The organism is Streptomyces sp. NBC_00464, assembly GCF_036013915.1.
In the GTDB taxonomy this organism is placed as follows: domain Bacteria; phylum Actinomycetota; class Actinomycetes; order Streptomycetales; family Streptomycetaceae; genus Streptomyces.
This window is the reverse complement of the sequence record NZ_CP107899.1, coordinates 1,945,935-1,968,912: the sequence shown is the minus strand read 5'-3', so window position 1 is coordinate 1,968,912 and position 22,978 is coordinate 1,945,935. Positions and strand designations below refer to the sequence as shown.

Genomic DNA, 22,978 nt, shown 5'->3' with positions numbered 1-22,978 from the left:
GTCGTCCGGGACCACACGGACCCAGGCTTCCCGGAAGCACGGGGCCGAGCGGCGCCTTGGCGCGTGGGCGTCACTCGACCGGAACAGGGGCCTCCGGCGCCGTCGCGTCCTACTCGGAGATCGACTTCACGACGCCGGAGGGGTCGGCGTTCCACCAGAGGATCATCTGGTACTTGTGACCGGTGAGCACGTTGTACCCGAAGCTGTCGCAGCCGCTGTCGCCGCCGTCGTCCTGCCGGCCCCTCTCGACCCACTTCCCGCCCGTGTACTCCTCAAGGATGCCGGTCATGCCGTAGCCGTCGGCGAGGGTGTCACAGATCTTGAAGGTGTCGCCGTCGTCGATGTGCTTCATGTATCCGCGAGCAGCGTCGTTCGGGATGCTCCACCAGAGAGTGGAGTCCGCGGCGCTGGCGGTACCGGACACACCCAGTACCAGCGTGGCCGCGCCGGCTCCTGCCAGGAGCGTGCGGGTGAACGCGTTCTTGAACATTTCTAGCCTCTCGGACCTGCGGCGGGTGGGTGCAGGCGTGTTCCTGTCCCCAGCCGCCAGTACTTTTCAGGTAGCCAAACAGCTTCGCAACTGGATGCCGCGAAGGAATGCAGGGAAGATAGAATGCTTTCCGAATTCACGCAATCTGCGTGCATGAGTGGATGCAATCATGCCATTGCGGACTCAATCATCCGATCGACCGGAAGTGAAGAGGTCCAGGCGAAGTGACGCTATTACGCCATGAGCGGCCCGAGTGCCAGACCGAGGCGCGGGGTAGGAATAGGCCATTCCGGATAGCGGGATGGAGGCGAGGTCCGTGGGGTGTGCCCCCATGGGGGCGGCGTTGAGGCCGGAGGGTGAGGCGGGTATGAAGCGCAACGGGCGGGCCAGGCAGGTGCTGAGTCGATTCGGCGATGTGGTGTGGTTCAGGTCGCCGGTGGAGCGTCATCCCTATTATGGCTATCTCCAGGTTGCATTCGTCGGGTGGCGCTACGCCGAACCTCATGAAGAGCTGAAGGCAGTGTTTGATTCGGCCGTGCGGGAAGCGCCTGAACAGGTCGAGTGGACATTCAGGTCAGTCAGAAACTGGATGATCGTACCCACCCGCCTGATCCAAGAGGCCGGGCCGGATGGTCAGAACTTTAACGAGGCGATGGATGTGATTCGGGAGAGGGATCAGGAATTCTGTGCGGCGGCGGCTGAAGATCTTAAGAGGATCTTGCGGGCACTGTCAGAGGCCCCCGTCATTGAGGGCCTTTGACGGGTTGCTGTCGACGTGCCATGGAGACCGCAAGTCGAGGCCGGCTTTGTCGAGCAGAACCGACGCGTGGCGTGCCACCGGTTCGGTGACGGGCTGGACGACAAGGCGCGACAGCGGCCGCTCCAGAGCGGGGTGGTTGATGCGGGGGTGGGCCACCTCTACAAGGGGGACGGCCGATGTGACCGCACGGCCTCTCGCTCGGCGTGCATGAAAAAGACCCCCTGCTCAGCGTTTCCGCTGGTCAGAAGGTCTTTTTTGGCACTTCCTGCGAAGTGCCCCCGGCAGGATTCGAACCTGCGCACCCGGCTCCGGAGGCCGATGCTCTATCCCCTGAGCTACGGGGGCGTATCGCTGTGTTGCTCTGCGACGGGTGAAACACTACCAGCTTCCGCCGGGTGCCCGTGAACAGGTATTTCCGCGTCGTTGCCGGGGTGGCGGCGGCCCCGCCCCGGCCCTCGCACGTACTTCCGGCCACCCCTCGCGCCACCCGTCCGGGGACGGAAGTGGGCAAAACCCGGACGCAGGCACTCCGCCCCGCCTACTCTCGAAGGGTGTCAGGGGCTTGCGGCCGCGTGCTTGTTGTCGACGACAACAAGGTCATCCGGCAGTTGATCAGGGTCAATCTCGAGCTGGAGGGCTTCGAGGTCGTGACCGCGGCCGATGGTGTCGAGTGTCTGGATCTGGTGCATCAGGTCAGGCCCGACGTGATCACGCTCGACGTCGTGATGCCCCGGCTGGACGGTCTGCAGACGGCCACCAGGCTGCGCTCCGATCCATGCACCCGGGATCTGCCCGTGGCGATCATCAGCGCCTGCACGCCGTACGAGGTGGACAACGGTGTCGCGGCAGGCGTCGACGCGTTCCTTGCCAAGCCCTTCGAGCCGAGCGAGCTGGTGCGAGTCGTACGGCAGTTGATGGAGTGCGGGCGGCCGCCGGTGCTCGATGGCAGGCAGGGGGCCGGGCGGGCGGAGAGTGCCACCGGCTGACCGGATGGCGAAACGCGTTCGCGAAAGGCCCCCCACCCTCGCCTACGCTTGTCCCGTGACCCCCGCCGATCTCTCCGCGACCGTGCTGCACGCCGTGCGCCGCGCCGTGGACGAGCACGTCCTGCGCGCGCCCGTGCCCGCGCGCGTGCGGGTGGAGAGGACACGGCCCGGCGGACGCGGCGACTACGCCAGCGCGGTCGCCCTCCAGCTGGCCGGCCCCGCCGAGCTGACCGCGCGGGAAGTGGCCGAGATCCTGCGGGAGCGGGTGGCCGGTGCGCCCGGGATCGGGCGGGTCGAGATCACCGGGCCCGGGTTCCTGAACTTCACCCTCGACGCCACGGCCGATGCGCACGGGGCGCTTGTGGGCCGGGTGCGGGAGCAGGGGCTGCGGTACGGGCACGGGGACGCTCTCGCCGGGACACCGCTGCAATTCGGCCACGCCCGCGAGGTCCGGGCCGCCGTCACCGCCGACGCGGTGGGCGCCCTCGCGCGGGCGCAGGGCGCGCGGGTGCGCATCAGCTGCGACGACGAGGCCGACCCGGACTGGGCGCGGCTGGGCGTCACCGTCGATGCCCAGGGAACATCCTCGGCGGAGACGGCGCGGATACGCCCCGTCCCCGCCGGCGCCACAGCCGGCGAGCTGCTCGACCGGCTCGGGCCCGACGCCACCCGCTGGGGGCTCCTGCGGCCCGCCGGTCACGACCGCGCCCCCCTCGGTAACGACCTCCTCGTCCAGGGCGAGGACAACGCGCTCTTCCTGGTCCGCCACGCCCACGCCCGCGCCCACGCACTGACCCGCGGCGCGGCGCTCCTCGGTTTCACGAGTGCGCGCGGCGAAGACCTCGGCGACACCCCCGGACCCGAGGGACAGTCCCTCCTCGACCTCCTCGCCGACCACCCCGCCGTCCTCGCCGCCGCCGCGCACCACCGCGCCCCCGACCGGCTCGCCCGGCACCTGGAAGCGGTCGCGCACGCCTTCCTCGACTTCCACGACGCCGCCTCACCCCTCCCCGTCGGGGACGAGAAACCCTCGGCCGCCCACCGCACCCGGCTCGCCCTCGCCGAGGCCGCCGGGACGGTGCTGGCCGGCGGCCTGTCCCTGCTCGGTATCAGCGCACCCCAATACCTCTGAGAGACCCGAGAGAGCAGAGCAACACGATGAGCCGATCCGCACACCCCGCCGGGCCCCGTCACGCCGACGTCATGTCGGAGGGCCACTACAGCGCCCCCGCCGAGGACCTCAACGTCCTGGACGAGAAGGTCTGGGCCCGCACGGTCACCCGGGACCAGCACGGCGCCCTGACCGTCGGCGGGATCGAAGTCGCCCGGCTGGCCGAGGAGTTCGGCACCCCGGCCTACTTCCTCGACGAAGCCGACTTCCGGGCCCGCTGCCGTGCCTGGTCCGACGCGTTCGGGCCCGGAGCCGACGTCTTCTACGCCGGCAAGGCCTTCCTCTCCCGCGCGGTCGTGCGCTGGCTCCAGGAGGAGGGGCTCAACCTCGACGTCTGCTCCGGTGGCGAGCTGACCACCGCACTGGACGCCGGGATGCCCGCCGCGCGCATCGCGTTCCACGGCAACAACAAGACCGTCGACGAGATCGAGCGGGCCATCACGGCCGGTGTCGGCCGGATCGTGCTCGACTCCTTCCAGGAGATCGTCCGGGTCGCCCACATCGCGCAGCGTCTCGGCCGGCGCCAGCCCGTACAGATCCGGGTGACCGTCGGCGTCGAGGCGCACACCCACGAGTTCATCGCCACCGCCCACGAGGACCAGAAGTTCGGCATCGCGCTGGCCGACGGACAGGCCGCCGAGGCCGTTCGCCGGGCGCTCACCCTCGACGGGCTCGAACTCATCGGCATCCACTCCCACATCGGCTCGCAGATCTTCGACATGGCCGGCTTCGAGGTCTCCGCCCGGCGCGTGGTGCAGCTGCTGGCCGAGGTGCGCGACGAGCACGGCATCGAACTGCCCGAGATCGACCTCGGCGGCGGCCTCGGTATCGCGTACACCTCCGAGGACGACCCGCGCGAACCGCACGAGATCGCCAAGGCGCTCGGCGACATCGTGACCCGCGAGTGCGAGGCCAACGGGCTCGCCACCCCCCGGATCTCCGTCGAGCCCGGCCGCGCCATCGTCGGGCCCACGGCCTTCACGCTGTACGAGGTCGGCACCATCAAGCCCCTGGAGGGGCTGCGTACGTACGTCAGCGTCGACGGCGGCATGTCGGACAACATCCGCACCGCGCTGTACGACGCCGAGTACAGCGTCGCCCTCGTCTCGCGCAGCTCGGACGCCGAGCCGATGCTCGTCCGCGTCGTCGGCAAGCACTGCGAGAGCGGTGACATCGTGGTCAAGGACGCGTTCCTGCCGTCCGACCTGGCCCCCGGCGACCTGATCGCCGTACCCGCCACCGGCGCGTACTGCCGCTCCATGGCGAGCAACTACAACCACGCCCTGCGTCCGCCCGTCGTCGCCGTGCGCGACGGACAGGCCAGGGTCATCGTCCGGCGCGAAACGGAGGAAGATCTTCTGCGTCTCGACGTCGGCTGATGCTTTATTTCCCGGGGGACACCCCGGGATCTCACTAAACATCTCAGGATCCGGACGGGTGGCGGAAACCCCCGTCCGGTGAGTGAGACTGGTTCACACATCAGATGTAAAGGAAACGAGGTCGGATGATGCGTACGCGTCCGCTGAAGGTGGCGCTGCTGGGCTGTGGCGTGGTCGGCTCAGAGGTGGCTCGCATCATGACGACGCACGCCGACGACCTCGCCGCGCGCATCGGCGCGCCGGTGGAGCTCGCCGGTGTCGCCGTGCGCCGGCCCTCCAAGGTCCGCGAGGGCATCGACCCCGCGCTGATCACCACCGATGCGACCGCCCTCGTGAAACGGGGCGACATCGACGTCGTCATCGAGGTCATCGGGGGCATCGAGCCCGCCCGTACGCTCATCACCACCGCCTTCGAGCACGGCGCGAGCGTCGTCTCCGCCAACAAGGCCCTGCTCGCCGAGGACGGCGCCGCCCTGCACGCCGCCGCCGAGAAGCACGGCCGGGACCTCTACTACGAGGCCGCCGTGGCCGGTGCCATCCCGCTCGTACGGCCGCTGCGCGAGTCCCTCGCCGGTGACAACGTCAACCGGGTCCTCGGCATAGTCAACGGCACCACGAACTTCATCCTCGACAAGATGGACACGAGCGGCGCCGGCTACTCCGAGGCGCTCGACGAGGCCACCGCCCTCGGTTACGCGGAGGCCGACCCGACCGCCGACGTCGAGGGCTTCGACGCCGCGGCGAAGGCCGCGATCCTCGCCGGAATTGCCTTCCACACCCGCGTGAAGATCGGCGACGTGCACCGCGAGGGCATCACCGAGGTCACCGCCGCCGACATCGCCTCCGCGCGCCGCATGGGCTGCACCGTCAAGCTCCTCGCCATCTGCGAGCGGGCGGCCGACGGGCAGTCGGTCACGGTCCGCGTGCACCCCGCGATGATCCCGCTCAGCCACCCGCTGGCCTCCGTCCGTGAGGCGTACAACGCGGTGTTCGTCGAGGCGGAGGCCGCCGGGCAGCTGATGTTCTACGGCCCCGGCGCCGGTGGCGTACCGACCGCCTCCGCGGTCCTCGGTGACCTCGTCGCGGTCTGCCGCAACAAACTCAACGAGGCCCCCGGCCCCGGCGAGTCCGCGTATACGCGTCTGCCGGTGAGCCCCATGGGCGACGTCGTCACGCGGTACCACATCAGCCTCGACGTGGCCGACAAGCCTGGCGTACTCGCCCAGGTCGCGACGGTCTTCGCCGAACAGGGCGTATCGATCGATACGGTCCGCCAGCAAGGCCGACAGGACGACAGTGGCGAGGCTTCGCTCGTCGTCGTCACCCACCGCGCGCCCGACGCCGCCCTTTCCGGGACCGTCGAGGCGCTGCGCAAGCTCGACACCGTGCGCGGTGTCGCCAGCATCATGCGTGTTGAAGGGGAGTAAGGACCCATGACCACCAAGGGCACCCACCAGTGGCGCGGCATCATCGAGGAGTACCGGGACCGTCTTCCGGTCACGAGCACAACGCCTGTCGTCACGCTCCGTGAGGGCGGTACGCCGCTCGTTCCCGCTCAGGTCCTCTCCGAGCGCACGGGCTGCGAGGTGCACCTCAAGGTCGAGGGCGCCAACCCCACCGGGTCCTTCAAGGACCGCGGCATGACCATGGCCATCACCCGGGCCAAGGAGGAGGGTGCGCAGGCCGTCATCTGCGCCTCCACCGGCAACACCTCCGCCTCCGCCGCCGCGTACGCGGTACGGGCCGGAATGGTCTGCGCCGTCCTCGTACCGCAGGGCAAGATCGCGCTCGGCAAGATGGGCCAGGCGCTCGTGCACGGCGCCAAGATCCTCCAGGTCGACGGCAACTTCGACGACTGCCTGACGCTGGCCCGCCAGCTCTCGGACAACTACCCGGTGGCGCTGGTCAATTCGGTCAACCCGGTCCGCATCGAGGGCCAGAAGACAGCCGCCTTCGAGATCGTCGACGCGCTCGGCGACGCCCCGGACATCCATGTCCTCCCGGTCGGCAACGCGGGCAACATCACCGCGTACTGGAAGGGGTACACGGAGTACGCCAAGGACGCGATGGCCGCGCACACCCCGCGGATGTGGGGCTTCCAGGCCTCCGGTTCCGCGCCCATCGTGCGCGGCGAGATCGTCAAGGACCCGTCGACCATCGCCACCGCCATCCGGATCGGCAACCCGGCGTCCTGGCAGTACGCGCTGGCCGCGCGGGACGAGTCGGGCGGCTTCATCGACGAGGTGACGGACCGTCAGATCCTGTCGGCCTACCGCCTGTTGGCCTCGCAGGAGGGCGTCTTCGTGGAGCCCGCCTCGGCCGCATCCGTCGCCGGTCTGCTCAAGGCCGCCGAAGAGGGCAAGGTCGACCCCGGCCAGAAGATCGTCTGCACGGTCACCGGTAACGGGCTCAAGGACCCGGACTGGGCCGTCGCCGGCGCTCCCCAGCCCGTCACCGTCCCGGTCGACGCGGTCGCCGCCGCCGAGAAGCTGGGCCTCGCGTAGCGACACCCGGCACCCGGCACCCGCCGCAGCGTGGCCGCACCCCCGGACCGGACGACGGTCCCCGGGTGCGGCCGTGTCAGTGGCCCGGGGTGACGGATCGGGGTGGCGGTCCGCGTCAACGGTCCGGGGCAACGGTTCGTCAGAAAGACGGCTCAAACGTCCCTTTTCAGGGCGGCGAGCGCATCGGAGGTGTGCGACACGCATCGTGCGCCTCCTGTGCGCCCTATGTCGCGACAGAACCTTCCTTCGATAAGCTGTACGCAACCCGCCCCGCCGGATAAGCCGGGGTGCTCGGGCCGTTGCGGCCGTCGGTTCATTTCCGGGGTCAGGTCACACCCGCCGCCGCATTCGCCCCGAAGAATCCCCACACACCCGCAGACCCCCGAAATCCCCAAGCCCCGGAACAACCCGAAGAGCCGCACAGAGCAGAACCCGAAGAGCCGCGAAGAGTCCCGAAATACCCCGCAGCTCCTCGAATTCCCCGCCGCCTCACAAGGAGAGTCGTCAGAGCGATGGCCGGTCCCGCCTTCCGAGCCGCCGCCGTCCGGGTGCGCGTCCCCGCAACCAGCGCCAACCTGGGCCCGGGTTTCGACGCCCTCGGCCTGTCGCTGGGCCTGTACGACGACGTAGTCGTCCGGGTCGCCGACTCCGGGCTGCACATCGACATCGCCGGCGAGGGCGCGGACACGCTGCCCCGCGACGAGAAGCACCTGCTCGTACGGTCCCTGCGCACGGCCTTCGACCTGCTCGGCGGACAGCCCCGCGGGCTGGAGATCGTCTGCGCCAACCGCATCCCGCACGGCCGCGGCCTCGGCTCCTCCTCCGCCGCCATCTGCGCCGGAATCGTCGCCGCCCGAGCCGTGACGACCGGCGGTGACGCCCGCCTCGACGACGCGGCCCTGCTGGAGCTCGCCACCGAGATCGAGGGCCATCCGGACAACGTCGCGGCCTGCCTGCTGGGCGGCTTCACGCTTGCGTGGATGGACGGGGGATCGGCGCGCGCCATCAGGATGGATCCCGCAGATTCCATCGTTCCGGTGGTTTTCGTCCCCGGCAAGCCGGTGCTCACCGAGACCGCCCGCGGACTGCTGCCCCGCACCGTCCCGCACGTCGACGCCGCCTTCAACGCCGGCCGCGCCGCGCTCCTCGTCGAGGCCCTGACCAGGCGCCCCGAGCTGCTGCTCACGGCCACCGAGGACCGGCTCCACCAGGAGTACCGCGCACCGGCGATGCCGGAGAGCGTGGAACTCGTCAACCGGCTGCGCGCCGACGGCGTGCCCGCGGTCATCTCCGGCGCCGGTCCGACCGTGCTGGCGCTGGCCGAGGACGGTACGGCCGACAAGGTCGCACGGCTGGCGGGCGAGGGATGGGCGGCCGACCGGCTCGCTCTCGACGCCCGGGGCGCGAGCGTGCTGCCGCTCGCGCCTTAGCCGAGAAGTGATTGCCGGTGAGTGAGAGGGGGAATGTTTGTTGGAGCCGGTAGTGTTAACCTCAAGTCTGCAACCGACGTCTATGTGGCGCGTTGCTTCGTGTCCCTTTCCGGGACCACCATTTCTTCCGGGAGCCTCCCCAACTGCCTGAGCAGCCTGCCTGAGCAGTTTCGAGCACGCTCCGGAACCGGCACGACACCCCTCGCTTGTCCAGGAGTGGGCCGAGCAGGGGGATGCTCGCGCCGGGCCCATGCACACGTTCATCTCTCCGCCGTACCTATCCGGCGGACCACCGCCCCGGCACGGTCCGCACCGAAGACCGCAGTCGGACAGCACAACCGGTCGCCGAGCCAGAAGGCCGACGTCCGCTCCAGGGAAGGACCCTTCGTGAGCGACACCACCGATCTGATGGGCGTGACTGCCGACAAGAGCGTCGACAGCGCTGCGCCCGCCGAAGGTGCTGCCACTGGCACCACCGCACGGCGCCGCCGCTCCGGCACCGGCCTTGACGGCATGGTCCTGGCCGAGCTGCAGCAGGTCGCGTCCGGCCTCGGTATCAAGGGCACTGCGCGGATGCGCAAGAGCCAGCTGATCGAGGTCATCAAGGAGACCCAGGCCGGCGGCTCCTCCGCGCCCAAGGCCAAGGCCGCCGCGGCCCCCGCCGAAGAGGCGGAGACCAAGCCGAAGCGCCGGGCCACCTCCAAGGCGCGCACCGGCGCAGGGGACGAGACCCCGGCCGCCGCGCCCGCCGAGAAGGCTGCCGCCCAGCAGCAGATCGACATCCCCGGCCAGCCGGCCAGCGACGACCAGCCCACGGGCGAGCGTCGTCGGCGCCGTGCGACCGCGCAGGCGGGCAGCCCGGACAGCAAGTCGGACACCAAGGCCCAGGCCAAGGACCGCACGCAGGACGAGCCGAAGCACGAGGCTCCTGCCGAGGACCGTTCCGAGTCCAAGGCCGAAGCCGCCGCGGACAACGCCGAGGGCCGTCGCGGCGACCGCCAGGACCGCGGCCAGCGGGGCGAGCGCGGCGAGCGCCGTGACCGTCAGCGCGACCGCCGCGGCAAGGGTGACGAGCAGGGCGGTGGCCAGGGCGGCCAGCGTCAGCGTCAGGGTGGCCAGGGCGGTCAGGGCGGCGGCCAGGGCGGCCAGGGGCAGAGCCAGGGCCAGCAGGGCGGCGGCGGACCGCAGGACGACTTCGACGACGAGGGCGGCCGTCGTGGCCGCCGGGGCCGCTACCGCGACCGCCGTGGCCGTCGTGGCCGCGACGACTTCGCGAGCGACGCACCGCCGGTCACCGACGACGACGTCCTGATCCCCGTCGCGGGCATCCTGGACATCCTCGACAACTACGCGTTCATCCGGACCTCCGGCTACCTGCCGGGCCCGAACGACGTGTACGTCTCGCTCGCCCAGGTCCGCAAGAGCGGTCTGCGCAAGGGTGACCACGTCACCGGTGCGGTGCGCCAGCCCAAGGACGGCGAGCGCCGCGAGAAGTTCAACGCGCTGGTCCGCCTCGACTCGGTCAACGGCATGGAGTCCGGCCGGGGCCGGCCCGAGTTCCAGAAGCTGACCCCGCTCTACCCGCAGGACAGGCTCCGTCTGGAGACCGACTCCAACGTCCTGACCACCCGGATCATCGACATGGTCGCCCCGATCGGCAAGGGCCAGCGAGGCCTGATCGTGGCCCCGCCGAAGACCGGTAAGACCATGATCCTTCAGGCGATCGCCAACGCGATCACGGTCAACAGCCCCGAGTGCCACCTGATGGTCGTCCTGGTCGACGAGCGTCCGGAAGAGGTCACCGACATGCAGCGGTCGGTGAAGGGCGAGGTCATCTCCTCGACCTTCGACCGTCCCGCCGAGGACCACACCACGGTCGCCGAGCTGGCCATCGAGCGCGCCAAGCGTCTCGTCGAGCTGGGTCACGACGTCGTCGTCCTGCTGGACTCGATCACCCGTCTGGGACGCGCGTACAACCTCGCGGCCCCGGCCTCCGGACGCATCCTGTCCGGTGGTGTCGACTCGACCGCGCTCTACCCGCCGAAGCGCTTCTTCGGTGCGGCGCGCAACATCGAGGACGGCGGTTCGCTGACCATCCTGGCCACCGCGCTCGTCGAGACCGGCTCGCGCATGGACGAGGTGATCTTCGAGGAGTTCAAGGGCACCGGCAACATGGAGCTCAAGCTCGACCGCAAGCTCTCCGACAAGCGCATCTTCCCGGCGGTGGACGTCGACGCGTCCAGCACCCGTAAGGAAGAAATCCTGCTCGGCAGCGACGAGTTGGCGATTGTCTGGAAGCTGCGCCGGGTGCTCCACGCGCTGGACCAGCAGCAGGCGATCGAGCTCCTCCTGGACCGGATGAAGAAGACCCAGTCCAACGCGGAGTTCCTGCTCCAGATCCAGAAGACGACGCCGGCCCCGGGCAACAACGACTAGTTCGAGCCCCTCCGGCAGCACACAGGGCCGCCCCCGCCACTTCGGTGCCGGGGGCGGCCCTGTGCCGTCGCCCGGCAGCCGTACCCGTCGCCGCCCCTCCCGAGACCTTCGCCACACGGCCGCAGGGCGGGACAGGGCCGCCGCATTGCCTGTACCGGGCAAGAAACCGCAGGTGAGCGCCGGATCACCGGCTGTCTCCGCACCCACGGACCGGCCTCGGGCTTACCCGGAGGCCACAGGGCCCTGTGCAACCCTTCTTGTCGCCGCCTCGTCGTAACCAAGAGCGACACCACGTGTGACGCCATGGGCGACAAAGCGGCATACGGACCCGCACACCACTGCAGGGGGTAGCCGGGAGCAGCCGAGGACACGAGGAGACGGATGAGTGACCAGAGCGGGAGCAGCAGCCGAATACGGGCCACCGGCAAGCGCCGGAGGAAGCCGTCCCGCCGCCGCAGGGCGACCGTCATAGCCGCGTGGAGCCTGGCCGCCCTCGTCGTCGTCGGCGGATCCGGGCTCGGCTACGCGTACTTCCACCTCAACGGCAATCTCAAGGCCGTCGACATCAACAACGCCCTCGGCAAGGACCGCCCCGACAACGTCGACAACGGCTCCGAGGACATCCTCGTGCTCGGCTCCGACTCCCGTTCGGGCGCGAACGCGAAGTACGGCGAGGACCAGGGCGGCGCCCGCTCGGACACCGCGATGGTCGTGCACGTCAACAAGGGCCACAAGACGGCGAGCGTCGTCTCCATTCCGCGCGACACCCTCGTCACCCGGCCCGAGTGCACCGGCGACGAGAGCGGAGAGCCGGTGGCGGGGGAGCAGCGCGCGATGTTCAACACGGCGTACGAGGTCGGCGGACCGGCCTGCGCGGTCAAGACCGTCGAGTCGATGTCCGGGATCCGCATGGACCACTACATCGAGGTCGACTTCACCGGATTCAAGAAGCTGGTCGACAAGCTCGGCGGGGTCGAGATCACCACCACGCAGGCGATCAACGACCCCAAGAGCCATCTGGACCTCGAACCCGGCACCCACACCCTCGACGGCGAGCAGTCTCTCGGCCTCGTCCGTACCCGCAAGAGCGTCGGCGACGGCAGCGACCTCGGCCGTATCCAGCTCCAGCAGGCCTTCATCAAGGCGCTGATGGAACAGGCCAAGAGCGTGGGCATCCTCGACGGCACCAAGCTGTACGGCATCGCGGACACCGCGACCAAGGCCATCACCACCGATTCCGACCTCGGCTCGGTCACCGAACTCGCGAGCTTCGCGAGCGGCCTCAAGGGGCTCGGCTCGGACGACGTCCACATGGTGACGCTGCCCGTCGAGTACGACCCGGCCGACCCGAACCGCGTCATCCCGCAGGAGAAGGCCGGCCGGCAGGTGTGGACGGCACTCCTCCACGATCAGCCGATTCCCGCCTCCGCCACCGAGAAGTCGGCGGGCGACAAGGGCGACGCCGGGCAGATCGTGCAGTAGCGGCCCGCCCCGAGGCCGCGATCCGGGCCGCCCGGGAATAGTGGGCGGCCGACCCCCGTTTTGGGAGATACGGCCAGTCCTGGCAGACTGGTACGTCGGCCCCGGTTCACGGACGCGCAATCCGCGCGTACGACCCGGCGCCCTCCCGAACCTAGGAGAAACCCTTGAAGCGCGACATTCACCCCCAGTACGTCGAGACCCAGGTCAGCTGCACCTGTGGCGCGTCGTTCACCACCCGGTCCACCCTGGACGCCGGCGCCATCCGTGCCGACGTCTGCTCCGAGTGCCACCCGTTCTACACGGGCAAGCAGAAGATCCTCGACACCGGTGGCCGCGTGGCCCGCTTCGAGGCCCGCTTCGGCAAGGCCGCCGGCTCCGCCAGCAAGTAGCGAGCCACTGCGCCGGTCCTTTGGCGCCCTCTTCCCGGGGGCGCCGGGACCGGCGTTTTTTTCCGGCCGGGACGACGGCAACCCCGTATCCCGCCCGGCAGGCATCCGCCGGCCGGCAGGCACGAATGAGCGTAGAAACCAGGAGCCCGAAGATGTTCGAGGCGGTCGAGGAACTGATCGGCGAACAGTCCGATCTCGAGAAGAAGCTCGCGGACCCGTCGGTCCACGCCGACCAGGCCAACGCGCGCAAGCTCAACAAGCGCTACGCCGAGCTGACCCCGATCGTCGCGACGTACCGCTCCTGGAAGCAGACCGGCGACGACATCGAGACCGCCCGCGAGTTCGCCGCCGACGACCCCGACTTCGCCGCCGAGGTCAAGGACCTGGAGAAGGAGCGCGAGGAGCTCACCGAGAAGCTCCGCCTCCTGCTCGTACCCCGTGACCCCAGCGACGACAAGGACGTGCTCCTGGAGATCAAGGCGGGCGCGGGCGGCGACGAGTCCGCCCTGTTCGCCGGTGATCTGCTGCGCATGTACCTGCGCTACGCCGAGCGCGTCGGCTGGAAGACCGAGATCATCGACTCCACCGAGTCCGAACTCGGCGGCTACAAGGACGTCCAGGTCGCCGTGAAGACCAAGGGCGGCAACGGGGCCACCGAGCCCGGCCAGGGCGTCTGGGCCCGGATGAAGTACGAGGGCGGCGTGCACCGTGTGCAGCGCGTGCCCTCCACCGAGTCCCAGGGCCGCATCCACACCTCCGCCGCCGGTGTGCTCGTCACGCCCGAGGCCGAGGAGGTCGAGGTCGAGATCCACGCCAACGACCTCCGTATCGACGTGTACCGCTCCTCCGGCCCCGGCGGCCAGTCCGTCAACACCACCGACTCAGCGGTCCGCATCACGCACCTGCCCACCGGTGTCGTCGCCTCCTGCCAGAACGAGAAGAGCCAGCTCCAGAACAAGGAGCAGGCCATGCGTATCCTGCGGTCGAGGCTTCTCGCCGCGGCCCAGGAAGCCGCCGAGCAGGAAGCGTCCGACGTACGCCGCAGCCAGGTGCGAACGGTCGACCGGTCCGAGAAGATCCGTACGTACAACTTCCCGGAAAACCGGATCTCGGACCACCGCGTCGGCTTCAAGGCGTACAACTTGGACCAGGTGCTCGACGGGGATCTGGACGCAGTCATCCAGGCCTGTGTCGACGCCGACTCCGCAGCCAAGCTCGCCGCCGCGTAAGTCCTGCCCCACCCCGCTCGTGAACCCGTACGGAGAACCGCGATGAACCTGCTGCTCGCCGAGGTGGCCCAGGCCACCCAGCGGCTGGCCGACGCCGGTGTCCCTTCACCGCGATTCGACGCGGAGGAACTCGCCGCGTTCGTGCACGGCGTCAAGCGGGGCGAGCTGCACAACGTGCCGGACACCGACTTCGACGCCCGCTACTGGGAGACCATCGCCCGGCGCGAGGCCCGCGAACCGCTCCAGCACATCACCGGCCGCGCCTTCTTCCGCTACCTGGAGCTCCAGGTCGGACCCGGTGTCTTCGTGCCCCGGCCGGAGACCGAATCGGTCGTCGGCTGGGCGATAGACGCGGTCCGCGCGATGGACGTCGTCGAGCCGCTGATCGTCGACCTCTGTACGGGATCGGGCGCCATCGCCCTCGCCATGGCCCAGGAGGTGCCGCGCTCGCGCGTGCACGCCGTGGAGCTGTCCGAGGACGCCCTCAAATGGACCCGGAAGAACGCCGAGGAGTCCAGGGTCACCGTGCACCGCGGCGACGCCCTGACGGCCCTTCCCGAGCTCGACGGCCAGGTCGACCTGGTCATCTCCAACCCGCCGTACATCCCGCTCACCGAGTGGGAGTACGTGGCTCCCGAGGCCCGTGACCACGACCCGGAGATGGCCCTCTTCTCCGGCGAGGACGGCCTCGACACCATCCGCGGCATCGAGCGCACCGCCCACCGACTGCTGCGCCCCGGCGGCCTCGTCGTCATCGAGCACGCAGACACGCAGGGCGGCCAGGTGCCGTGGATCTTCACCGAGGAGCGGGGCTGGGCCGACGCGGCCGACCACCCCGACCTCAACAGGCGTCCCCGGTTCGCCACGGCCCGCAAGGCCATGCCGTGACCGGCGGAAACCACCCCTACCCGTACATGCTTGAGGAGGCCGGCTGATGGCACGGCGATACGACTGCAACGACGCCACGGACCGTATGACGGGTCTGCGCGAGGCCGCGTCCGCCGTCCGCCGCGGCGAACTGGTCGTGCTGCCCACCGACACCGTGTACGGGATCGGTGCGGACGCCTTCAGTTCCGAGGGCGTCGTCGACCTCCTGGAGGCCAAGGGCCGCGGCCGCAACATGCCGACGCCCGTCCTCATCGGCTCGCCGAACACCCTGCACGGCCTGGTCACCGACTTCTCGGAGCAGGCCTGGGAGCTGGTCGACGCCTTCTGGCCGGGCGCGCTCACGCTCGTCGCCAAGCACCAGCCGTCGCTCCAGTGGGACCTCGGCGACACCCGCGGCACCGTCGCCATCCGGATGCCGCTGCACCCGGTCGCCATCGAACTGCTCACCGAGGTCGGCCCGATGGCCGTCTCCAGCGCCAACCTCACCGGACACCCGTCGCCCGAGGACTGCGACGCCGCCCAGGAGATGCTCGGCGACTCCGTGTCCGTGTACCTCGACGGCGGCCCGACCCCGGGCATCGTCCCGTCCTCGATCGTCGACGTCACCGGCAAGGTGCCGGTCCTGCTGCGCGCCGGTGCGCTCTCCGCGGAGGAGCTGCGCAAGGTGGTACCCGACCTTGAGGTGGCCAATTGACCGCCCCTGAGGGGCGTGGCATAGCGGGGCAGACCGACACCTTCCGCATCCTCCACGTCAGCACCGGCAACGTCTGCCGCTCACCGATCACCGAGCGGCTGACCCGGCATGCCCTCGTGGACCGCCTGGGCGACCCGTTCCTGGGCGGTCTGATCGTGGAGAGCGCGGGCACCTGGGGGCACGAGGGTGCCCCGATGGAGGCCAACGCCGAGGTGGTGCTCGCCGACTTCGGCGCCGACGCCACCGGGTTCGTGGGCCGCGAACTGCTGGACGAGCACGTGATCCGTGCCGACCTGGTGCTCACCGCCACCCGCGACCACCGGGCCCAGGTGATCTCGATGGGTCACTCGGCCGGACTGCGGACCTTCACGCTCAAGGAGTTCACCCGGCTGGTCCGGGCGATAGACCCCGCCACATTGCCCGACGCGAGCGACGAGGGCGTGGTCGAGCGCGCCCGCGCCCTGGTCCGCGCCGCCGCGGCACTGCGCGGCTGGCTGCTGGCCCCGACCGCGGAGGCCGACGAGGTCTACGACCCGTACGGCGCCCCCATCACGTTCTTCCGGTCCATCGGCGACGAGATCAACCAGGCCCTGGACCCGGTCGTCACCGCGCTGACGGGCGTATCGGCACCGCACTGAACGGCTGACGCCCGAGGGGCCGTCCGCGTCGCGCTGACGGCCGTACAGGGAGGACCGCGCCCGGCCGGCCCGGACGGGTGCGCCACGGCCCGCGACAGCGGGCAGCAGACCCACCACGGGCCTACATTGGAGCTGACGCCCCCTCCCCAGGCGTTCCCCTCCCCAGGCCCGGAGCCCTCGATGCCGGTCACCACCGCTGCCGCCCCCTCCGCCGTCGCCGCCCTCCCGCAGGACTTCGACGCCCTGCTCCGGGAGGACCCGGAGATCGCCGACGTGCTGGTGGGGGAGCTCCACCGGCAGTCCGAGACCCTCCAGCTGACCGCGGCGGAGAACTTCACCTCGCCCGCGGTCCTGGCCGCCCTCGGCTCCCCGCTCGCCAACAAGTACGCCGAGGGATACCCCGGCGCCCGCCACCACGGCGGCTGCGAGCAGGCGGACGCCGCCGAACGCATCGCGATCCGCCGCGCCACCGCGCTCTTCGGCGCCGAGCACGCCAATGTGCAGCCCCACTCCGGATCCTCGGCCGTCCTCGCCGCGTACGCGGCGCTGCTGCGGCCCGGCGACACGGTGCTGGCGATGGGACTCCCGTACGGCGGCCATCTCACGCACGGTTCGCCCGCCAACTTCTCCGGCCGCTGGTTCGAGTTCATCGGCTACGGGGTGGACTCCGAGAGCGGGCTGATCGACTACGACCAGGTCCGCACCCTGGCCCGCACGCACCGGCCCAAGGCGATCGTCAGCGGCTCGATCTCCTACCCCCGCCACCCCGACCACGAGCTGTTCCGGGAGATCTGCGACGAGGTGGGCGCGTACCTCATCGCCGACTCCGCGCACCCGATGGGACTGATCGCCGGGGGAGCGGCGCCGAGTCCCGTGCCGTACGCGGACGTGGTCTGCGCCACCACGCACAAGGTGCTGCGGGGTCCGCGCGGCGGCATGATCCTTTGCGGTTCGGAGCTGGCGGAGCGGATCGACCGGGCGGTGTTCCCCTTCACGCAGGGCGGCGCCCAGATGCACACGGTGGCGGCGAAGGCCGTCGCGTTCGGCGAGGCGGCCGCGCCGGCCTTCGCCGCGTACGCCCACCAGGTGGTGGCGCACGCCCGGGTGCTGGCCGCCGGCCTGGAGGCCGAGGGCTTCGACGTCACCACGGGCGGCACGGACACCCACCTGATCGTCGCGGACCCGGCCCCCCTCGGCGTGGACGGGCCCACCGCACGCGCCCGGCTGGCCGCCGCCGGTCTGGTGCTGGACACCTGCGCGCTTCCGTACGGGGACGCCCGGGGCATCAGGCTCGGCACCGCGGCCGTCACCACCCAGGGCATGGACGCGACCGACATGGCCCGCCTCGCGGTGCTGATGGGTTCCGCGGTGCGCGGGGAGGGCGATGTCCTCGCGGAGGTGCGGGAGATGGCGGCACAGCATCCGCCGTACCCAGGGTGAAATGACATCTGATGTCCGCAATGGTGGCAGCCTGTGCAACCATCGCGGGGAGCTCTGTGTCCTCAACCATGAGGCCGACCTAGTTAAGGTGTGGGCTGAGATGGCCGGCGACATTTATGGGGCAGCCCGTGCGTGATTACTTGCTGACGCTCTGTGTCACGGCCGCGGTGACGTATCTGCTCACCGGCCCGGTGCGTAAGTTCGCCATCGCGGTCGGGGCGATGCCCGCGATCCGTGCACGTGACGTCCACCGAGAACCGACACCGAGGCTCGGTGGCATCGCCATGTTCGGCGGGCTCTGTGCGGGACTGATCGTCGCCGATCACCTGTCCAACCTCGACGGCGTCTTCGAGCTCTCCAACGAACCGCGGGCGCTGCTCTCCGGGGCGGCGCTGATCTGGCTGATCGGCGTCCTGGACGACAAGTTCGAGATCGACGCCCTGATCAAGCTGGGCGGCCAGATGATCGCCGCGGCGGTCATGGTGCTCCAGGGCCTCACGATCCTGTGGCTGCCGATCCCGGGCGTCGGCACGGTCCCGCTCACCCAGTGGCAGGGCACGCTGCTGACCGTCGCGCTTGTCGTGATCACCATCAACGCGGTCAACTTCGTCGACGGTCTGGACGGCCTGGCGGCCGGCATGGTGTGCATCGCCGCGGCCGCGCTCTTCCTCTACACCTACCGTCTCTGGTACGGGTACGGGATCGAGGCGGCCGCCCCCGCGACGCTCTTCACCGCGATCCTCATGGGCATGTGCCTCGGCTTCCTGCCGCACAACATGCATCCCGCGAGGATCTTCATGGGGGACTCCGGGTCGATGCTGATCGGTCTGGTCCTCGCCGCCGGTGCGATCTCCGTCACCGGACAGGTCGACCCGGACGCGATGAAGCTCTTCGCGGGAAGCGAGCGGCAGGCGACCCACGCGATGCTGCCGGTCTTCATCCCGCTGCTCCTGCCGCTGACGATCATCGCGATCCCGGCCGCCGACCTGGTGCTGGCGATCGTGCGGCGTACGTGGAACGGCCAGTCGCCGTTCGCCGCGGACCGCGGCCATCTGCACCACCGGCTGCTGGAGATCGGCCATTCGCACAGCCGGTCGGTGCTGATCATGTACTTCTGGTCGGCGCTGATCGCCTTCGGTGCGGTCGGCTACTCGGTGCACTCGACGTCGATGTGGATCGTGCTCCTGATCGTGGGGCTGAGCGCGCTCGGACTGATCCTGCTGCTGATGCCCCGGTTCACGCCGCGCGCCCCCCGCTGGGCGGAACGCGTCGTACCGCCTCGGTACCGTCGGCGCCGCCGCGAGGCGGACCCCGGGGCGGAGCTGTCGCAAGGGCTGCAGGGCCAACAGGAGCCCCTGGACGATCAGATGGGGCAGAATGGGCACGAGGCCGCCCCGCAGGCCCCGATCGCCGCGGGGGTGTCCGGCGCCAACGGGGCGACGGCGATCGGCCACCGTTCGCGCTTCGCGGACCGGCGCAAGGCCGATTCGACGCGTCGTTGATCCGGTCATCAAGGGGCAATACCAGACAAGTCATTGAGTTGTCTTGCTCACACGCGCTGATTAGCTCTCACGTGTGACAGCAAGCACACTTTCTAGGTAAAGACCTCATCAAATAGTTTGTGATACCGTTCACGAACCCGGTGACAGAGCCGAAGGACCTGAGTAGCACGGTCCCTTGGTCCCGAGGCATCGACTCGGACCGGGCCTACGCTCGTCCATGACGACACACTGCCCACCCCCAGCAAGCGGAGCTGCCGCCATGCCGTCCAACGACGTCCGGACTCTCCTCCAGACCGCCGTACCCACCGCTGTCGCCGGCGCAGTCGCCGCAGCGATCAGCGCTGGCGTCGCCGGTGGCAAGGGAGCCCTGGGCGCGATCGTTGCGACGATCGTGGTCATCCTCTTCATGGGGATCGGACTGGTGGTCCTGCAACGGACCGCCCGGTCCATGCCCCACCTGTTCCAGGCGATGGGTCTCGCGCTGTACACGGCGCAACTCCTGCTGCTGTTCATCTTCGTCGCCGTATTCAAGAACACCTCGCTGTTCAACCCGAAGGCCTTCGCGATCACTCTGGTCGTGACGACACTCGTGTGGATCGGCGCACAGGCGCGTGCGCACATGAAGGCCAAGATCCTTTACGTGGAACCCGAGTCCGACAAGGACGAAAAGCCCAAAAAGCCGGGGTCCGCAGCGTGAAGGGTAGGGGCGGAATAAGTGCAGGTTCGCGACCCTGCTATCGTCCGGTTCCAACTGCGGCACTGCGGGCGCGGGCATGTGAGCTGACGCCTGCACAATCGCGAGGCTCACATGCCTGACTGCCGCTCACACATCCGAAACACCAGTCCAGTGCCGAACCGCGGCTGCGCGCCGCGCCGACACAACGAGGTTGCCGTACCTATGCGCCACGCTGAAGGAGCCCGCGGTGAGTGCTGACCCGACACAGGTGCTCGCCTTCGAGACCGATTGCCACATCTTCGACGGTTGTGGTTTCCCGGCACCCGGCCTGCACTCGTTCCTGTTCGAGCCCCTCTGGGGCGATGCGGACAGCAACTTGTACTTCAACAAGACGATGCTGCTGGCCCTGCTCGGCTCGGTCATCATCGTTGGCTTCTTCTGGGCCGCCTTCCGTAAGCCGAAGTTGGTGCCCGGCAAGCTTCAGATGGTGGCCGAGGCCGGATACGACTTCGTCCGCCGCGGCATCGTCTACGAGACGATCGGCAAGAAGGACGGCGAGAAGTACGTCCCGCTGATGGTCTCCCTGTTCTTCGTCATCTGGATGATGAACCTCTGGTCCATCATTCCGGTTGCCCAGTTCCCCGTGACGGCGATCATTTCGTATCCGGCGGCTCTCGCCGGGATCGTCTACATCCTGTGGGTCGTCCTGACCTTCAAGAAGCACGGTTTCGTCGGAGCGTTCAAGAACTTCACGGGCTACGACAAGAGCCTCGGCGGGGTCCTGCCGCTCTCGATGACCATCGAGTTCTTCTCGAACCTGCTGGTCCGGCCGTTCACGCACGCGGTCCGACTGTTCGCGAACATGTTCGCGGGGCACACGCTCCTGCTGCTCTTCACGATCGCCAGCTGGTACCTGCTCAACGGCATCGGCTTCGCCTACGCAGGCGTGTCGTTCGTGATGGTCATCGTGATGACCGCCTTCGAGCTCTTCATCCAGGCTGTCCAGGCCTACGTGTTCGTGCTGCTGGCCTGCAGCTACGTCCAGGGCGCTCTCGCCAAGGGCCACTGAGCACCCACCTCCTGAAGCACCCGGTGGCCAACCCCCACCGGACATTGAAAGAGAAGGAAGAACCGGCATGTCCGCTCTCCAGACCCTCGCCGCCGGCGTCGAAATCAAGGGCAACCTCGGCTCGATCGGTTACGGCCTCGCCGCGATCGGCCCCGGTGTCGGCATCGGCATCATCTTCGGTAACGGCACCCAGGCGCTGGCCCGTCAGCCCGAGGCCGCCGGCCTCATCCGCGCCAACCAGATTCTCGGCTTCGCCTTCTGTGAGGCGCTCGCCCTGATCGGTCTGGTCATGCCGTTCGTCTACCCGACCTCCTGACCGGTCGCGAACAGCCCATTCGACGGAAGGCACTGACGTGAACCCCCTGGTTCAGCTCGCGGCGGAGGAGCAGGAGAACCCGCTCATCCCGCCGATCCCTGAGCTCGTCATTGGCCTCATCGCTTTCGTCATCGTCTTCGGCTTCCTCGCCAAGAAGCTCCTCCCGAACATCAACAAGGTTCTGGAAGAGCGCCGCGAGGCCATCGAAGGCGGTATCGAAAAGGCCGATGCGGCCCAGACCGAGGCCCAGAGCGTTCTTGAGCAGTACAAGGCTCAGCTCGCCGAGGCCCGCCACGAAGCCGCTCGTATGCGCCAGGACGCGCAGGAGCAGGGCGCCGTGATCCTGCAGGAGATGAGGGCGGAAGGCCAGCGGCAGCGCGAGGAGATCGTCGCTGCCGGTCACGCCCAGATCGAGGCCGACCGCAAGGCCGCGGCGTCCGCGCTGCGTCAGGACGTGGGCAAGCTCGCCACCGACCTGGCCGGCAAGCTCGTCGGCGAGTCCCTTGAGGACCACGCCCGGCAGAGCGGCACCGTCGACCGGTTCCTCGACGAGCTCGAGGCGAAGGCCGAGGCAGTCCGATGAACAGCGCGAGCCGCGAGGCACTGGCTGCCGCACGCGAGCGTCTCGACGCGCTGACCGACAACACGTCGGTCGACGCGGCGAAGCTCGCCGAGGACCTGGCCGGCGTCACGGCGCTGCTGCACCGCGAGGTGTCGCTGCGCCGGGTCCTGACCGACCCGGCGCAGGCCGGCGAGGCCAGGGCCGAGCTGGCCGGACGGCTGCTGAGCGGTCAGGTGGGCGGCGAAGCCGTCGACCTGGTCTCCGGCATGGTCCGCTCGCGCTGGTCGCAGTCGCGTGACCTGGTCGACTCGGTCGAGGAACTGGCGAACATCGCCGACCTCACCGCCGCCCAGCGCAGCGGAGACCTCGACGACGTCGAGGACGAGCTGTTCCGGTTCGGCCGGATCGTGGCCTCGGACCCCGAGCTGCGCTCCGCGCTCACCAGCCGGACCGCGACCCCCGCCGCCAAGGGCGAGCTGCTCCGCAGCCTGCTCGGCGGAAAGGCGCGGCCCACCACCGAGCGCATCGTCGTGCGGCTTGTCACCCAGCCCCGGGGACGTAGCCTGGAAGCGGGACTCGAGTCCCTCTCCAAGCTCGCCGCGGACCGCCGGGACCGCGTGGTGGCGGTCGTCACCTCGGCCGTGCCGCTCAGTGACCGGCAGAAGCAGCGTCTCGGCGCCGCCCTGGCGAAGATCTACGGCCGGCAGATGCACCTGAGCCTCGACGTGGACCCCGAGGTCCTCGGCGGGATCGTGGTGCGGGTCGGCGACGAGGTCATCAACGGCAGCATCGCGGAGCGCCTCGACGAGGCGACCCGTCGCATGGCCGGCTGACCTCGCGCGGCGTACCAAACAGAACAGAGCAAGACCAGCGGCCCGGTTGGGCCGTGCAGAAATTGCAGAAGATTCCTGGGGGTCGGCCCCCAGACCCCCTTAAG

The 22,978-nt window shown here is 69.5% G+C and carries 22 protein-coding genes, 1 tRNA gene and 1 pseudogene; 21 read left to right on the top strand and 3 right to left on the bottom strand.

The genetic code is table 11. The annotated features are described in order from the left end of the window. Window positions 1-109: 109 nt before the first annotated feature. Window positions 110-490, bottom strand: a complete 381-nt coding sequence (locus OG912_RS08400; protein WP_326738771.1) for a hypothetical protein — start codon at window positions 488-490, stop codon at window positions 110-112. A gap of 367 nt (window positions 491-857) precedes the next feature. Between OG912_RS08400 and OG912_RS08395 the strand changes: the two genes are divergently transcribed. Continuing rightward, complete coding sequence (locus tag OG912_RS08395; protein ID WP_327708817.1) at window positions 858-1,250, top strand: hypothetical protein; 393 nt, start codon at window positions 858-860, stop codon at window positions 1,248-1,250. A 36-nt stretch (window positions 1,251-1,286) separates the two neighbouring features. Here the strand turns inward: OG912_RS08395 and OG912_RS08390 are convergent. Beyond that, a pseudogene (locus OG912_RS08390) lies at window positions 1,287-1,472 on the bottom strand (DNA-binding protein); the annotation flags it as partial. Between the two features lie 51 nt (window positions 1,473-1,523). Next, window positions 1,524-1,595, bottom strand: a tRNA-Arg gene (locus tag OG912_RS08385). Between the two features lie 206 nt (window positions 1,596-1,801). On the opposite strand from OG912_RS08385, the gene OG912_RS08380 reads away from it, so the two are divergent. The 20 genes from OG912_RS08380 to OG912_RS08285 all read left to right on the top strand — a co-directional run bounded on the left by OG912_RS08380 (window position 1,802) and on the right by OG912_RS08285 (window position 22,874). Continuing rightward, complete coding sequence (locus tag OG912_RS08380; protein WP_327708816.1) at window positions 1,802-2,236, top strand: response regulator; 435 nt, start codon at window positions 1,802-1,804, stop codon at window positions 2,234-2,236. A gap of 55 nt (window positions 2,237-2,291) precedes the next feature. Beyond that, on the top strand, window positions 2,292-3,368 hold the full coding sequence (gene nrtL, locus OG912_RS08375) for an ArgS-related anticodon-binding protein NrtL (protein ID WP_327708815.1): 1,077 nt from the start codon (window positions 2,292-2,294) through the stop codon (window positions 3,366-3,368). Window positions 3,369-3,394: 26 nt separating this feature from the next. Then, window positions 3,395-4,786 (top strand): diaminopimelate decarboxylase, encoded by a 1,392-nt coding sequence (gene lysA, locus OG912_RS08370; protein WP_327708814.1) that lies wholly within the window; start codon window positions 3,395-3,397, stop codon window positions 4,784-4,786. 125 nt (window positions 4,787-4,911) lie between these two features. Then, window positions 4,912-6,213: a homoserine dehydrogenase gene (locus OG912_RS08365; protein ID WP_327708813.1), complete on the top strand. Its 1,302-nt coding sequence runs from the start codon at window positions 4,912-4,914 to the stop codon at window positions 6,211-6,213. 6 nt (window positions 6,214-6,219) lie between these two features. Next, window positions 6,220-7,290 (top strand): threonine synthase, encoded by a 1,071-nt coding sequence (thrC, locus tag OG912_RS08360; protein WP_326738776.1) that lies wholly within the window; start codon window positions 6,220-6,222, stop codon window positions 7,288-7,290. A gap of 512 nt (window positions 7,291-7,802) precedes the next feature. Continuing rightward, the gene (gene thrB, locus OG912_RS08355) at window positions 7,803-8,720 is read left to right on the top strand and encodes a homoserine kinase (protein WP_327708812.1); all 918 of its coding nucleotides are present in this window, start codon (window positions 7,803-7,805) and stop codon (window positions 8,718-8,720) included. Between the two features lie 387 nt (window positions 8,721-9,107). Further along, complete coding sequence (rho, locus tag OG912_RS08350; protein WP_327708811.1) at window positions 9,108-11,156, top strand: transcription termination factor Rho; 2,049 nt, start codon at window positions 9,108-9,110, stop codon at window positions 11,154-11,156. 381 nt (window positions 11,157-11,537) lie between these two features. Further along, on the top strand, window positions 11,538-12,638 hold the full coding sequence (locus OG912_RS08345) for an LCP family protein (RefSeq protein ID WP_327708810.1): 1,101 nt from the start codon (window positions 11,538-11,540) through the stop codon (window positions 12,636-12,638). A 164-nt stretch (window positions 12,639-12,802) separates the two neighbouring features. Beyond that, a complete protein-coding gene (rpmE, locus tag OG912_RS08340) occupies window positions 12,803-13,027 on the top strand; it encodes a 50S ribosomal protein L31 (protein ID WP_326738780.1) in 225 nt (74 codons plus the stop codon). A 152-nt stretch (window positions 13,028-13,179) separates the two neighbouring features. Further along, window positions 13,180-14,256: a peptide chain release factor 1 gene (gene prfA, locus OG912_RS08335; protein ID WP_326738781.1), complete on the top strand. Its 1,077-nt coding sequence runs from the start codon at window positions 13,180-13,182 to the stop codon at window positions 14,254-14,256. Between the two features lie 42 nt (window positions 14,257-14,298). Then, the gene (gene prmC / locus OG912_RS08330; protein ID WP_326738782.1) at window positions 14,299-15,144 is read left to right on the top strand and encodes a peptide chain release factor N(5)-glutamine methyltransferase; all 846 of its coding nucleotides are present in this window, start codon (window positions 14,299-14,301) and stop codon (window positions 15,142-15,144) included. 46 nt (window positions 15,145-15,190) lie between these two features. After that, window positions 15,191-15,838 carry an L-threonylcarbamoyladenylate synthase gene (locus OG912_RS08325; protein WP_326738783.1) on the top strand — a complete coding sequence of 216 codons (648 nt, stop codon included), beginning with the start codon at window positions 15,191-15,193 and terminating at the stop codon, window positions 15,836-15,838. After that, window positions 15,835-16,476, top strand: a complete 642-nt coding sequence (locus OG912_RS08320) for an arsenate reductase/protein-tyrosine-phosphatase family protein (RefSeq protein ID WP_327708809.1) — start codon at window positions 15,835-15,837, stop codon at window positions 16,474-16,476. The genes OG912_RS08325 and OG912_RS08320 overlap by 4 nt, the downstream gene beginning before the upstream one ends. A gap of 180 nt (window positions 16,477-16,656) precedes the next feature. After that, on the top strand, window positions 16,657-17,916 hold the full coding sequence (gene glyA, locus OG912_RS08315) for a serine hydroxymethyltransferase (RefSeq protein ID WP_327708808.1): 1,260 nt from the start codon (window positions 16,657-16,659) through the stop codon (window positions 17,914-17,916). A 116-nt stretch (window positions 17,917-18,032) separates the two neighbouring features. Continuing rightward, on the top strand, window positions 18,033-19,418 hold the full coding sequence (locus tag OG912_RS08310) for an MraY family glycosyltransferase (RefSeq protein WP_327708807.1): 1,386 nt from the start codon (window positions 18,033-18,035) through the stop codon (window positions 19,416-19,418). A 259-nt stretch (window positions 19,419-19,677) separates the two neighbouring features. After that, a complete protein-coding gene (locus tag OG912_RS08305) occupies window positions 19,678-20,115 on the top strand; it encodes a hypothetical protein (RefSeq protein WP_327708806.1) in 438 nt (145 codons plus the stop codon). Window positions 20,116-20,341: 226 nt separating this feature from the next. Further along, complete coding sequence (gene atpB, locus OG912_RS08300; RefSeq protein ID WP_148020738.1) at window positions 20,342-21,163, top strand: F0F1 ATP synthase subunit A; 822 nt, start codon at window positions 20,342-20,344, stop codon at window positions 21,161-21,163. Window positions 21,164-21,230: 67 nt separating this feature from the next. Beyond that, the gene (atpE, locus tag OG912_RS08295) at window positions 21,231-21,479 is read left to right on the top strand and encodes an ATP synthase F0 subunit C (RefSeq protein WP_018102636.1); all 249 of its coding nucleotides are present in this window, start codon (window positions 21,231-21,233) and stop codon (window positions 21,477-21,479) included. Window positions 21,480-21,516: 37 nt separating this feature from the next. Further along, window positions 21,517-22,062: a F0F1 ATP synthase subunit B gene (locus OG912_RS08290; RefSeq protein WP_327708805.1), complete on the top strand. Its 546-nt coding sequence runs from the start codon at window positions 21,517-21,519 to the stop codon at window positions 22,060-22,062. Further along, window positions 22,059-22,874, top strand: coding sequence for a F0F1 ATP synthase subunit delta (locus tag OG912_RS08285; RefSeq protein WP_327708804.1), 816 nt, complete (start codon window positions 22,059-22,061; stop codon window positions 22,872-22,874). Before OG912_RS08290 ends, OG912_RS08285 begins: the two co-directional genes overlap by 4 nt. Window positions 22,875-22,978: the final 104 nt, after the last annotated feature.